The following is a 13,546-nucleotide window of genomic DNA, read 5'->3' as shown; positions in this document are numbered from 1 at the left end:
GATGGTGCTGCGTTAGCGGCATGGGCGTCTAATACTAAAAATGTGTGGAACCCATAAAGAAACTCAGAAGCTGCATAACTAATGAGATGCCCTGCATCATCTAAGAAAGTTAAGTCTGCTAGAGTTGTCACAGTTCCCAGTCGAGAGCCATGATAACTCAAAAGCCTTTTTTTAATAGTTTATGACTTTAGTGTTCTGCCCTTAAAGAGAATATATGCCAGATCATTTTTAACAACTTTATTATTTTCGAATACGTTATATCCTCGTTACGAGTCACGATTTCGTCCTTATTTATACTTGGTCTTATACGATTTCTATTTTCGCCCGCCGTGCTATTATCAAAAATAAAAGTGGTATTTAAATCTTCAATGCCCTCACTAAGCTTCTTCCCTGTTACATTAGGCACCATGAAGCGATTATTTTTATCGATATAAGGAGTTTTGGGCGTTTTAAATAAGACATTAAAAAAAACAAAATCAATATCTCCATCATAATACCCGGTTGAAGTTGTAAGCTACATTACATCTAAATTCCAGACAAAAGAAGTATCGTATATCTACCAGAAAATATACGATATGGAGTGAATGAAATGGACAATCAAAAGTTGCAAAGGCAACTGAATGCTGCCAAAGCTCATGTGGAAAAAATGCTCCCTCAAGAGATACTGGACATATTTGAAAAAACGATCCACGAAATTGGTGATTCGAATACCGCCAATGGACTTAGCCTCGGTACCAAAGCGCCTGATTTTAGCTTACCGGACTATACAGGCCGAGCCATAACACTATCTGAAGAAACAACAAAGGGAGCTGTTGTTCTTATCTTTTACAGAGGACATTGGTGTCCGTTCTGCAATCTGGAGCTACAAGCCTACCAACGGTACATAAATGATATAACTTCGCTCAATGCTCAACTGATTGCCGTGAGTCCACAAACTCCCGAGCACTCAATGAGCATGCAACAGAAGAACGAATTGAGCTTTCATGTATTAAGTGACCTGCATAATCAAATAGCAGAAAAATACAACCTCAAATTTAAACTTCCTGAATATGCACATGAAATTTACAGATCATTAGGCATTTCACTGGATACATTTAATGGCGACAGCGCCTGGGAGCTGCCTGTACCCGCTACATATGTAATTGATTCAGAAGGTATTATTCGTGCAGGAAATGCTTATGCTGACTACAAAAAACGAGTGGAGCCTGCTGACGTATTACAAGTTCTACGCTCTCTCTAGAGTCACTATTAAAAAATAATTCTTATCTATCTGCATAGGTGGGGGCAATATATGAATCCTAAAAATTACTTCCTAATTCCAGATTCAATATTACAACGCAAAGGGGCTCGCAAGGGAACAGATATTCCTGAAGATGTGCTTCAACTGCTACAGCAAGGACAGCTTCAAACGGTGAATCTCACCGAATGGCTGGCTGTCGACCATGCTGTACTGCTGCAGCATGCTCTCGATGATTTTGGATTGCAGCGATCATGCGATGTCTTCCTGTCTGAATTGAATCATTTGAAGGAAAAGAAGATCATGAAAATACTCCCTGCGATTGCGCAGGCATGGCTGAACTTGTTCGAGCAACAAACATATGAAGAACGTACTCTGATCTTTAGCGCCATGGCCTCCCATCTCTCAGACAGCATTCGCTGCTGGGCTGCCTATATCGTCGGGATTGATCCCCGTTTAAGTGTCGAGCAAAAATTGACAGGCATTCGTCCCTTTGCGGCTGACCCCCATTTCGGAGTGCGTGAAATTTCCTGGATGGCTGTAAGAGGGTCCATTGCCATGCAACTGCTCGAATCGCTGGCGCTTTTAAACGATTGGGTACGGGATCAGGATGCCAATATACGTCGTTTTGCCATCGAATTGACTCGGCCACAAGGTGTCTGGGCCAAGCACATTCCTGAGCTAAAAGAACAGCCAGAGCTGGCGCTTCCACTTTTGGAAGCTGTTCAATCCGACCCGGTCAAATATGTTCAGGACTCCGTGGACAATTGGCTGAATGACGCCAGTAAAACCAACCCGGAATGGGTGCTTCGAGTTTGTGATGCGTGGCTGAAGACTTCGAATACAAAAGAAACGAGGCGAATAGTCACACGAGCCAAAAGAAGCTTGATGAAAAAGCAGTAATTCAGAGACTCTTCCCCATCCAATCCATATCCCAGCTGATTTACATAAACTATGAGATACATCTGGAATATTAGGAATGGAGGATTCCTATGTCTATTATCCGAATCTACTTGGAAGCAGACAGCGTCGTTTCCGGAAACATTGCTATCACAACGAATATAAATGTCACACGGACCGTCAATCGTTACACACCATTGCTGTGCTTGGCAACATTGTTGGAGGAGTGACCACCATCCCGGCACAAAGTTTCACGAATGATAGCGGTACTTCAGTTGCGGCAAACGGTCTAATTGTTTCGACCAGTAGTGGATATTACAATGTATTTGTAAATGGAACATTTCTGCGAGGCGTGTTAACAACGCTTTCCACTGCTAATCTAATCATTAATACAGGCTTGGTTGTTGGTGTGACGGTAGTTATTGAGGTTATCTTTCAACACTAGCGCCTCCTCAACCTCTGTCAATAACGTCACAGTGACGACACAATTAGCGACTGAGCTGAGATATCATAAAATAACCAAAAAAAACCGCCAAACAAGGGTTTGCCCCCGTCTTTAGCGGTTTATTTCTCTATGAACCAAAGGATTCATCAAAAATGTATGCTACACGTTTTTTAAGTTGTATTCAGCCTTATTTTTTGTTGTCTAATAAACAGATTGTTCTTCCAGTCACATAACAAAAATAAATTTTTAAATCTTGAAGTTCTCCACCAAAACCCGCAGCTTCTCGGCCAGTGAAGAGAGGAGCGCTGCGGAGGATTCCACTTCTTGCATGGCGGCAAGTTGTTGCTCCGAAGAGGCAGACAGGGATTCCGCCCCTTCAGCCGTATGATTGGAGACCGTTACAATATTCTGAATGGCTTCAACGAGCCCTTCGGAGATCAGAGCCAGCTCCCGGACTGTGGCTGAAATTTGCTCGCTTTGGGAAGACATATCGGAGACGGAGATTTCGATCTCGGAGAAGGAGCGTCCGGCCGATATGATCAGCTCCTTGCCCTGCAGCATTTCGTCCGTGGAACGTTTCATAGTTTCACCCGCCTTGTCCATTTGGGTGATAATCAGACTGATCAGCTCGCTGATTTGTCTGGCGGATATGGAAGAACGTTCGGCCAGCTTGCTGACGGAGCCGGCGACAACGGCAAAGCCCCGGCCTTCTTCTCCGGCACGCGCAGCTTCTATCGCCGCATTCAGCGAAAGCAAGTTAGTCTCCTCGGCTATGCTGGTGATGGTGTCGACGATGTTCTCAATCTCCTTGGAATGGCTACCAAGCGTATCAATAATACTTGAGAGATCGCTGATGTTTTCGCTCACTACTCCTATTTGGGAGGTGGCGGAATCCATCGATTCCCGGCCAAGACGCGCTTTCTGGACATTATCCGCGGCCTTGTTCATTGCGATGTCCGCATTGCCGGCAATATCGCTGATGAAGCGTGATATATCCTGAACGGCTTTATAGCTTTCTTCCAGGTTCTCCAGTTGGGTATGCGCCCCATCAGCCAGCTCAATCGTAACATTCACGCTGTGCTCTCCGGCACGGTTTGTTGCCTGGGCACTGGCAGACAGCTCCTGGGAGGAAGAGGCGACCAGAATGGAGGTGTCATTGACCTGAGTAATCAGGTTGCGCAGGTTCATTGTCATATCGTTGAAGTCGCGAGCCAGATTCCCGATTTCATCCTTACTTTTGAAGAGAATTGGTTCATGGGTAAGGTCACCTTTGGTAATGGTGTTCACAGAGATTGACAGCTTGGTAAGCGGACTTACCATACGGCGAATCAACAGGTAAGCGACAAGGATAGCCACGATGAAGATGGAACCGCCAATAATGAAGGGCTGAACAATAATATCCAACGTCCGTTCCTGAATTAACGAGCCGTCAAAATTGATAGCCATCAGTGCAACAATGGGCTTGGTGGGATCATGATCCTGATAGATGGGACCATATCCGGTTTTGAGGGAGGTTCCTTCATATGTATAAACCTTGGAGTATGCGGAATGCTTCATGGTAGTTATCATTTCTTTGTCTTCGTCTGTGAAGTAGAAGGAATCGCCAGCTTGATAGCCTCTTTGCTTGAAGTTGGCATCGGCAGCGAGAATTTTTCCATCCAGAGAGAGAATGAAAGCCTCTTTAAAAATAGGCTTATGTGCCACAATCCAGCCGATCCGGTCTTCAATGGCAGCAAGTTTGCTGTTATCTCCACTGGCCAGAGCAGATATATCCGCAGGATCTATAAGGCCAGTCGTAATATTGGCGCAGCCCACCAGCTCGATTCCTGCAGCTTCATCTACTTGATGGTAAGCGGTACGATATCCGAAGTATCCAATGGAGGATCCTACGAGAAACAGCATGACGAGCATCATCCAAGTTAATTTTGTTGCCAGTTTCATTATGTGAACCACCAATCCTGACTCTAATAAATTTTAGTGACAATAAGTTGTCATTGCTACGATTATAGCCTATCAACACTTGTTGGAATATGGCATTTTGGTGTCGGAATATGACATTTTAGTGCTGGAATATGTCGTTTTATATGAGAAAATTCATTGTTTTTTATCGTTTCATCCATATCATAAAATAACCATAAAAAAAACCACCAAACACAGGGTTTGCCCCGTCTTTAGCAGTTTATTTCTCTATGAACCAAAGGATTCATCAAAAATGTATGCTATATGTTTTTAAAGTTGTATTCAGCTTTATTTTTTGTTGGCTAATAAGAGATTAACGATAGTATCGAGTTGGAGCTCCAGCGAATAAGGGTCCTCCATGACAAACTCATCACCTTGATCACTGAATGAATCGTACATATAGACCTGTCCTGATTGGCCCCTTCAACTTCTGAACCATATACAAAGATATGATCCCCCATATACTCAGGCACATCCCTTTTCCCTATGCAGTACATGGAAACGTTCCAGCTTATAAATACTGTCGTCAAGCCCCCGATCCAAACCATCCACGTATCTGATCGCATTCACTTTCAAACTATAGCCTATCATAGTTGATAATTATTCTCATAGGTAATGAAGTGATTTTGTACGGAACCTCTACTTTGTATTATCCATTTTTCTGACCGCGTTCTCCGCAGCCTCCATGATTACTTCTCCCAGTGTGGGATGGGGATGAATGGTTAGAGCCAAGTCTTCTACGGTTGCTCCCATCTCGATAGCTAAAGCAAGCTCCGAAATGAGTGTTGACGCTTCGACACCCACGATTTGCGCACCCAATACGATTCCCGAGTCCTGCTTTGCTACAATTTTGATATACCCCTCTGCTGCCCTGAGTGCCAATGCTCTGCCGTTAATTGTAAAAGAAGATTTACCAATGACAATCGGCAGGGCTTTTTCCTTTGCTTCCGTTTCACTTAGGCCGACACTAGCCAGCTCCGGTTCAGAAAAGACAACGAGCGGCATAGCTTTATAATCCACTTTAGCAGCTTGACCTGCAATCGCTTCTGCTGCAATCTTTGCTTCATAGGAAGCCTTATGAGCAAGCGCTGGACCTGCCGTAATATCTCCGATGGCAAATATATGCGGAATAACGGTTCTACACTGCTCATCTGTCTCGATCAGCCCCTTGCTCGTCACTGGCAAGCCAATGCGCCCCAGTCCCAGCCCGCCATCCGTATTGGGTTTTCTGCCTACAGTAACCAATACAAACTCTGCGGCAACATGATGCTGCTCCTGACCTTTTGAATAATGCAGCGTAATGGTATCCACATTCTGCACGACTTTTTCGGCTGTCGCCCCGGTTACGATATCTACACCATCTGTTTTCAACTGCTTGACAACAGGGGCCACAAGATCCGCCTCAAATCCCGGCAGTACCCTTTCCCCTCCCTCCAGAATCGTTACCTTTGTTCCAAATTTGGCATACATTTGTCCAAGCTCAACGCCTATATATCCACCGCCTATCACGACTAGACTGGTCGGAGCCTCTGGAAGCGAAAGCGCCTCTGTAGAGGACAAAATACGCCCGCCGAATGGAAATGCTTTCAGCTCTATTGGACGGGAACCGGTTGCTAATACGGCATTCTTAAAGGAAATGGTTTGTTCCGCTCCATTTTGCTTGATGATCGCTGTATGCTCGTCAATCAAGCTGGCCTCCCCTTTCAGAATATTCACACCTGCCGTTTTCATTAAAAAGCCGACTCCGCCTGCCTGCTTATTCACAATCTCCTGTTTGAAAGCTTGAGCATTCACGAAGGACGCTGCTGCATCTGCCTGATTGAACTGCCTGAGCACCTCATAGCGATGCGCTTCAGCAATCAAAGCTTTGGATGGAATGCAGCCAACATGCGTGCAGACTCCACCTAGCTGACCTCGCTCGACAATCGCCGTTTTCATTCCAAGCTGAGAAGAACGCAGTGCCGCCACATAACCTCCCGGACCTGATCCAATGACCAGGGTTTCTACAGATTCAAGCTTGCTCATAACCTAACACCTCCTGGTAAAATGGTTTGATTTAAAATATGATGAACATAATATATTATAATCATCATATTTTAAATGCGTCAATAGTGGTGATCAGCCACGCTAAAGTCGTCTTTACAAAAAAGCAAATTGACACAATTTATTATGATGATTATAATATTTTGAAGTTAGCATTATGAACCCGTGGAGTGATTACAATGCCTTATCCAAAAGGTCATAAGATGAAAGTACGGAATAAAATCGTTGAAAGCGCTGCCCAGGCTTTTCGTGCCAACGGAATCCATAATGTCAGTGTGCCCTTTATTATGAAAGGGGCCGGATTAACTCACGGCGGGTTTTATTCACACTTTGACAACAAAGAACAACTGGTAGCTGAAGCCTGTCGCTATGCCGTCAATGACACCCTCGCACTTCTTCAGAAGGCCGTTGACCAGGAAAAGCAAGATCCCAAAATCAATGTTGTCATAGACTACTATTTAAGCACCCATCACCGTGATCAAACAGAAATTGGCTGTATTATTCCTGCCCTTTCCGTAGAAATAGCCCATTCTTCCGAAGAAATCCGGCAGATATTCACGCAGGAGTTGGAACGAATGATTACGTTTATCTCCAATTTGGCGGGAATGGATCTGTCCAAGGGTAGCGCATTGTTCAGCAGTATGGTCGGCTCTCTTGTGCTTGCACGTTCTGTTAATGATCCTGAACTGAGCGATTGCCTTCTCTCGGCAGGCAAACAACACGCCAAAGCGCTGGTTAACCCCTAAACAAATGCCCTTTTCGTTAATAGCCATAGTTGAATGTAAACATGTTTTACGTACGCAAAAAGCCGCTAAAGACCAATCAATCCTTGGTGTTTAGCGGCTTTTTCCTATGGCTCTAAGCTCAAAACGGGAATTGCGATTTGTCAGAGATTCGAAGTCTGCACTCGCCAAATGTTTGTTATGTTCCAAATCGTTTACGGTACCCGCATTTGCGACACAGCTCTTCCACCGCTTCTCTCCTGGAGAACCCGAAGTACATACGATTTGCACGCTCCCCTTCAACAATGTCGGTAAAAGATTGCTCATGCACGTTACCTAGATTAATTACGCCTTCACCATCAAGACAGCAAGGAACAACCGTTCCATCTACTAATACCGCCGCTTGGCTGCGAAGCGCATGGCAAAAACCTTTGCCGTCATCTTCTGGGGAGCTCAGGCTTGGCCATTCAAATTCGTGATCCTGATTCAAATAAATATTGGGGGCAATTTTAATCCCACTCCCAGGTACAACCTTTTCCTCAATCCGGTAATCCAGTCCAAACTCCCGCTCCAGCTGCTCAAGAGTCACACGGTTGCGCTGGCGCTCCGCATTGGTCAAATTATCCGGCGTCAGGTTCCAGAGACGGAACGAAATAATGACATTATGCTTCACAGCTTCTCTGACAAACGTGAAAATATTACCCAAATATCCTTCTCTGTCTACGGAGCCTTCATGCCCGTCAAAGCTGTGAAGAGAAAAGTTCATCTGGCGTAGCGCCGGTTGCCCAAGCAGCTTATGTCCAGTCTTGGGCAGCAAAGTACCATTGGTAGTAATATTGACCTTTAAGCCTTTCTCATGAGCACTCTCCAGCAAAAGATCAATTTTCGGATGGAGCAGCGGCTCTCCTTTTACATGCAAATAAATGTAATCCGTATGCGGCTTGACCTGGTCAAGCACATTTCGAAAGACTTCTGGATCAATAAATTTTTTGACACGCTGTGTTTGAGGGCAGAAGCTGCATGCGAGATTGCAGATGCTTGTGATCTCAATGTATACCTTTTTAAAAGTTTTCAACATGATTTCCCCATTCTAACCTTCATCCTGAACATCTTGTAATGTCTATTAATCCAAGTCCTATGATTATAACGGGTTATCACCAGCAGGTAAATCATTTCTGTTCGTTCACTTGCGCTAATACTGTCCTCAAATTGCTATTGACCTTAGGTCCGACCTAAGGTTTATAGTGGTTTTATCCAACTACACAGTAAAGAGTCCTGACATTGAAAGAACATATTACAATCAGCCAGCTTTCACAGCTTATGAATGTATCTGTACATCAACTGCGGTATTTTGAAGAAAAAGGGATTCTCTATCCGTCATACACAGAAAAAAATCAATATCGAATGTACGGGCTTGATGAAATTTATCAGCTTTTCCATATTTTATTGCTGCGTAAATTAAATGTCCCTGTCGCTCAGATTGAAGAATGCCTGACCTTCTACACGGCCGATGATTACAACCAGCTTTTAGAAAGTTCGCTGGAAAAGGTACGGGATGAAATCGCTAACTTGAAGCAGCTCGAACAGTTTATTCACAAGGTGCTAAATGAACATCATAACTCCATCCAGCAGGATAATGAGTATCGGATCAGGCTGTTAGGCCCCCGATATTTAAAGCTGTGGTTTGCATTTGAGAGTGATCATGAGCTGTCTGCCAGGAATCTATTCGAGCAGCGGCCTGCTCCACCTCGATTATTTGAAAATGACCTGCATTATCTATTGGATTCTGGACAGGTGAAGCTATGCTATGAAACGACAGAAATGACAGAGACGGCTGACTGTGTCCTTGAAGAAGGCAGCTATCTTTGCAAGCATTTTTCCGTCACTGAAGACGCTGAGATCGAACATGAAATTCAACAACTGGAGCATTACGTGGCCCAGCACCAATATGATTGCCTAAGCAAAATCATTTTAGTAGAAAAATCCTATCTTTCCATGTTCGACAACAACAAGTTGCAATATGAGATTCAAGTAAACGTAAAATAGAATTCCTGGATATGGGAGGGCGTTATATGTGTTCAGAATCAATTGACATTGTTGCTCATCAAGAGCAAGACCATGAAGCTGTATGTAAGCTCTTAGTGGAATCCTTCAAAGCGAAATTTCAAGCCCTTGTTGCACTGGAGGATCAGGATATACAGCAGTTACTCATGAAGGTTTGGGTTCAAGACCCTAATCCTTCAACTATGAAGCAATTTGTAGTTTAAAGAGAATCAGGAAGTGGTCGGTGTCCTCTCCCTCAAATGGAAAGCACCCCACTCCTTGCTCTCTACAACAAAACCTATTTCTTGGGCTCCGCTCATTAAACAGTTTGGCTGCTTCAATGTATTTAAATTTTTGGCAGGTATGCATGCGCTGGAATATAAGCCTGCCGCAGGTGAGTGCTATATTGATCATTTGGCAATTCGCTCAAGTCATCGCAGTCAGGGGATAGGACGACGTTTTCTAGCTTTCGCACAGCAATTTACGGTTGATTCCGGCTTTCATGGTTGACGCTTCATGTAGCGAATAAGAACCAAGGGGCTATCCATTTGTATCACAAACTAGCGTTTGAAGAGGATCACAATATTGCTTTCAGCATCCTTGTATCACCCGCCGTGAACTGGATTACACAAGGGCAATTTAACACCAGAAAAGAGATGGAACAAGAAGGGGCTACTCCTCAAGAAATTACAAAGAGATTGGACTACAATCAACAGATTTTGCAATTACTCAAAAAACAGGCTTCTTACGAGGAATACCTGAAAATAGCCGCCCCCGACAATTTGATTTCCAAAGAAAGATGGAGCTTTATAGAAAAAAATTTCCTGTCTGATTCTACTGAAGAATTAGCCTACTTTAAATCTCCTGTTCTTTTGGTTCTGGCTGGAAAAGATATTAATGTTGATGTAAAAGATACTGAACGAGTATATCGACAGAAGGTGCCTTCACAGCTCCTGTCCGTCGTCCATTTACCTGAAGCTGACCATTCCATGATGAATGAAAAAATCGCGGATTCAAAAGCCTTGACTTTTTTAACAGCCGTATTTGCCCCCAGAAAATTAGTGAATGATGAGTATCTAAAAATCCTCGCCGATTATGTCAATCAGCGTTAAGAGTAAACGTAATACTCTCTGCAATCGAAGAGCCTATAGGAAAAATTTCATATTAACGAATCTCCAGCTTTGCCTATTTGCTACTTCCTAAGCAGCAAATAGGCAAAATAAGGCACACCGATTAGCGACACCATAATACCCGCGGGAATACCGTCTGGATCGACGAGGTTACGGCCAATTGTATCTGCCGTTAACAGCAGCCATCCGCCGAGCAGAACGGCGACGGGAATGAACAACTGAATGCGCGGGCCACCCAGTGCCTTGGCAATGTGCGGAGCCATCAACCCGACAAACGCAATACCGCCCGTGACGGATACCGCCGATGCAGCCGCAGCAACTGCAGTTAGAATAAGGACAAGGCGCTCCCGTTCAATTTGCACACCGACGCCAATCGCCGATGTCTCGCTCAGAGCAAGTAGATTGAGACGTTGAGATTGGTACAAGGTGAACGGTATAAGCAGAATCAGCCAGGGAAGCAGAGCCCAAATGAATGGCCAGTCTGTCCCCCAAATACTGCCTGCAATCCATTTTGCGATAAAATCGACCTTTGATCGTTCTGCCGAGGAGATAATGACGATCATAATCCCCGACAGCGCAAGGGAAAAACCGACCCCGACCAGTACCATTCGGATGGGATCAAGTCCGCTCGTTCGGCTATACGAGAAAGCATAGATCAAAGCTGCTGTTACCAATGCACCAATAAAGGCGACAAGCGGCAAAATATAAACGAACGATCCGACATCAATCGGGAAGTACAAAAAGAAGCACGCAATCGCTACACCCGCACCAGCATTAATGCCGATGATTCCTGGATCGGCCAAGTCGTTGCGGGTGATACTTTGCAAAATAGAGCCCGACAACGCAAGCGCCATTCCCGATAGCAATGTAATAAAAATCCGTGGCAGTCGGACAGAGAACAGGACGAATTCTTCCTTGAACGTACCTTGACCGAACAAAACAGGAATCAGCCTGTCAAGCGACAAAGACGAGTATCCCCAGGCCATGCTGGCTATCGTGGTAATAACGATTAGCCCTAAACTGACAAGCAGTATCAGACGTTGTTTTCGAATGAGAGTGGATAGGATCATAAGAAAGTTTTACCTCCCCTGCGCACGACAAGCAGAAAAAAGGGTAAGCCCAGCATTGCCACAATGGCTGCGACAGGCGTCTCGTAAGGTGCATTAATTGTGCGGCCCAGCGCATCTGCAAACAGCATGAATGTGGCTCCCGCAAAAGCCGAGAAAGGCAGGATATACCGATAATCGGTGCCAACCATCTTGGGTGAACAATATGAGGAATCATCAGCCCCACGAATGCCATATTTCCGACGAGCGCCACCGCTGCACCCGTAATCACAATGACAAGGATGAACAGAATGGCTTTGATCCAAACCAGATTTTGCCCCAATCCGGTCGCTACCTCATCGCTCAAGCTGAGAATACTCAGCTAGTTGGACAGAATCAGAGCTATTATAATTCCGAGAAAGATCACCGGTGCAATCGCCTGGAGTTGTCCCCACGTCGTTCCAATCAGGCCCCCAGCGGTCCACATGGATACATCCTTGGAAATTTTAAAAGCAACGCTGACACCATCCGAGATGGCATACAAGAACGCAGAAACCGCTGCTCCGGCCAGCACGATCCGGATCGGTGACAGGTTGCCTCGGCGCATTGAGCCCAATAAGATGACCAGCCCCGCTCCCAGAGCAGCACCGAAAGCAGTACGGCCACACGCTGAAATGATCTGCGGCTATAGCTTGAAGGTGATGCTCCTGTATACTGCTTAAAACGACGGCTCAGATAAAATTCATCCTTGTAACCTACCTTTAGCGCAATTTCCCGGAGTGTGTCTGATCCGCTAATTAATAGCTCCTTGGCTCGGTGAACGCGCAGCCGTGACAAGTATTCGTTGGGAGAAAAGCCGGTAAGCTGCTTAAACTGAATAGAATAGTGAGATCGGCTTACGCCTGCAATCGCGGCTAACTGCTCACGCGTTATTTTTTCGCTATAGTGGTTTTCTAAATAAGCAATACTGCGTTCCATGGATGGCTGCTCATCAGCAGCATACTTGACTTCCATTTGCTCCAACAATTGGAGAATGATTTGGTGAAATATAATCTGATTCTGCACATGGCGGGCTTCACTAACCGGCAAACGATGAATATACAATTCCTCCACATGCGTTACAATTGCAGGTTCACAGGGGAAAAACTGAATATTGGGATTGGAGACCACCTCGCTTTTCCGTATCATTGCGCTTTCAGGCAGAGGACTCGACTCCTCTCGTGTACGGATTGAAAGCTTATAAGCATGAAGCGGTTGCAGGAGATTCGTAATTAAAGCGGCATGGCTATTAACCGGGAGAAGGATAACGCTCCCTTCTATAAGCTCGTAAGTTTGATCATTGATCCGAAGTGTGCCCTTGCCACTGGCAATCGCAATCAGCACGGCTACACTCTCATGAATCTTGTACATTGGAAGATTCGATGTGCTGTACAGCGAACGAATACTGTCAGCAGTATATAAAGGAAAGTGAGACTCTGCCCACTCCGAGACGTTATTCACAACCAAAGCCCCCACTATCATAAGTGAGAAACGCGATCTCCGTTTCCCTGCATCTTTTTAAGCAAAAAAGTCCAATTATATAGCACAAAAACGATAACTATACTATAAATGATCAAGCCTGTTTCATGCTATCTTTATAGCTCCAGAAGCCGATGGGCATTCCCTTGAACTCGTATCCATCCCCGGATGCACCAAATTATAGTATTGAAATGCGGATCAGAAAGCGACCCCATTTCAAATACGCGTCAACCTATCCCTGTTTTCAATCTCTTCATTCACACAACAATATGAAGACATAACAAAAATGCTCAGCATCGGTTGCTGAGCATTTCAAAGCACTCTATAGCTTAAAAAAACATTTTACAACAAAAAAAACGGCATTTCTGCCGTTTTTTAAAGGATGGACTCTCAGGGACTCGAACCCTGGACCAATTGATTAAGAGTCAACTGCTCTACCAACTGAGCTAAGAGTCCATAATCAAGACTTTGGTGGAGCCTAGGGGGATCGAACCCCTGACCTC

13 protein-coding genes, 1 tRNA gene and 2 pseudogenes are annotated in these 13,546 nt (G+C 44.8%); 9 read left to right on the top strand and 7 right to left on the bottom strand.

From position 1 onward, the window contains the following. Positions 1–589: 589 nt before the first annotated feature. From L693_RS0100380 to L693_RS30905, 4 genes are all read left to right on the top strand, one after another. On the top strand, positions 590–1,240 hold the full coding sequence (locus L693_RS0100380; protein ID WP_025715575.1) for a peroxiredoxin-like family protein: 651 nt from the start codon (positions 590–592) through the stop codon (positions 1,238–1,240). 87 nt (positions 1,241–1,327) lie between these two features. Further along, complete coding sequence (locus L693_RS0100375; RefSeq protein WP_025715574.1) at positions 1,328–2,140, top strand: DNA alkylation repair protein; 813 nt, start codon at positions 1,328–1,330, stop codon at positions 2,138–2,140. A gap of 89 nt (positions 2,141–2,229) precedes the next feature. Next, complete coding sequence (locus L693_RS30910) at positions 2,230–2,367, top strand: hypothetical protein (RefSeq protein ID WP_231503486.1); 138 nt, start codon at positions 2,230–2,232, stop codon at positions 2,365–2,367. Continuing rightward, on the top strand, positions 2,340–2,582 hold the full coding sequence (locus L693_RS30905) for a DUF4183 domain-containing protein (protein ID WP_231503485.1): 243 nt from the start codon (positions 2,340–2,342) through the stop codon (positions 2,580–2,582). The genes L693_RS30910 and L693_RS30905 overlap by 28 nt, the downstream gene beginning before the upstream one ends. A gap of 246 nt (positions 2,583–2,828) precedes the next feature. Here L693_RS30905 and L693_RS0100365 read toward each other — a convergent pair whose 3' ends face one another. Both L693_RS0100365 and lpdA read right to left on the bottom strand, forming a co-directional pair. Further along, a complete protein-coding gene (locus tag L693_RS0100365; RefSeq protein WP_025715573.1) occupies positions 2,829–4,523 on the bottom strand; it encodes a methyl-accepting chemotaxis protein in 1,695 nt (564 codons plus the stop codon). Positions 4,524–5,180: 657 nt separating this feature from the next. Next, entirely contained in the window at positions 5,181–6,566 is a 1,386-nt protein-coding gene (lpdA, locus tag L693_RS0100360) for a dihydrolipoyl dehydrogenase (protein WP_025715572.1), read from the bottom strand. Between the two features lie 197 nt (positions 6,567–6,763). Here lpdA and L693_RS0100355 point away from each other — a divergent pair, with 197 nt between their 5' ends. Beyond that, positions 6,764–7,330, top strand: a complete 567-nt coding sequence (locus L693_RS0100355) for a TetR/AcrR family transcriptional regulator (RefSeq protein WP_025715571.1) — start codon at positions 6,764–6,766, stop codon at positions 7,328–7,330. A 175-nt stretch (positions 7,331–7,505) separates the two neighbouring features. Here L693_RS0100355 and L693_RS0100350 read toward each other — a convergent pair whose 3' ends face one another. Then, the gene (locus tag L693_RS0100350) at positions 7,506–8,384 is read right to left on the bottom strand and encodes a radical SAM/SPASM domain-containing protein (protein WP_049825009.1); all 879 of its coding nucleotides are present in this window, start codon (positions 8,382–8,384) and stop codon (positions 7,506–7,508) included. A gap of 203 nt (positions 8,385–8,587) precedes the next feature. On the opposite strand from L693_RS0100350, the gene L693_RS0100345 reads away from it, so the two are divergent. From L693_RS0100345 to L693_RS30350, 4 genes are all read left to right on the top strand, one after another. Further along, complete coding sequence (locus L693_RS0100345; RefSeq protein WP_025715569.1) at positions 8,588–9,352, top strand: helix-turn-helix domain-containing protein; 765 nt, start codon at positions 8,588–8,590, stop codon at positions 9,350–9,352. A 26-nt stretch (positions 9,353–9,378) separates the two neighbouring features. Then, positions 9,379–9,573, top strand: coding sequence for a hypothetical protein (locus L693_RS30900; protein ID WP_231503483.1), 195 nt, complete (start codon positions 9,379–9,381; stop codon positions 9,571–9,573). A 139-nt stretch (positions 9,574–9,712) separates the two neighbouring features. Beyond that, entirely contained in the window at positions 9,713–9,859 is a 147-nt protein-coding gene (locus L693_RS30895; RefSeq protein ID WP_231503484.1) for a GNAT family N-acetyltransferase, read from the top strand. A gap of 38 nt (positions 9,860–9,897) precedes the next feature. Further along, entirely contained in the window at positions 9,898–10,461 is a 564-nt protein-coding gene (locus tag L693_RS30350; protein WP_231503482.1) for an alpha/beta hydrolase, read from the top strand. Positions 10,462–10,541: 80 nt separating this feature from the next. Here L693_RS30350 and L693_RS0100330 read toward each other — a convergent pair whose 3' ends face one another. From L693_RS0100330 to L693_RS0100315, 4 genes and pseudogenes are all read right to left on the bottom strand, one after another. Beyond that, on the bottom strand, positions 10,542–11,549 hold the full coding sequence (locus tag L693_RS0100330) for a FecCD family ABC transporter permease (protein ID WP_025715568.1): 1,008 nt from the start codon (positions 11,547–11,549) through the stop codon (positions 10,542–10,544). Next, positions 11,546–12,174: pseudogene (locus L693_RS28655) on the bottom strand (FecCD family ABC transporter permease); the annotation flags it as partial. The gene L693_RS0100330 and the pseudogene L693_RS28655, both read right to left, overlap by 4 nt. Positions 12,175–12,224: 50 nt before the next feature. Then, positions 12,225–12,503, bottom strand: a pseudogene (locus tag L693_RS30890) (helix-turn-helix domain-containing protein); the annotation flags it as partial. Between the two features lie 923 nt (positions 12,504–13,426). Continuing rightward, a tRNA-Lys gene (locus tag L693_RS0100315) sits at positions 13,427–13,499 on the bottom strand. Positions 13,500–13,546: the final 47 nt, after the last annotated feature.

Origin of the sequence: Paenibacillus sp. 1-18 (genome assembly GCF_000520755.1) — a bacterium.
GTDB classification, from domain to species: domain Bacteria; phylum Bacillota; class Bacilli; order Paenibacillales; family Paenibacillaceae; genus Paenibacillus; species Paenibacillus brasilensis.
The sequence above is the reverse complement of the archived record's forward strand: the minus strand, read 5'-3'. Positions and strand labels throughout refer to the sequence as shown.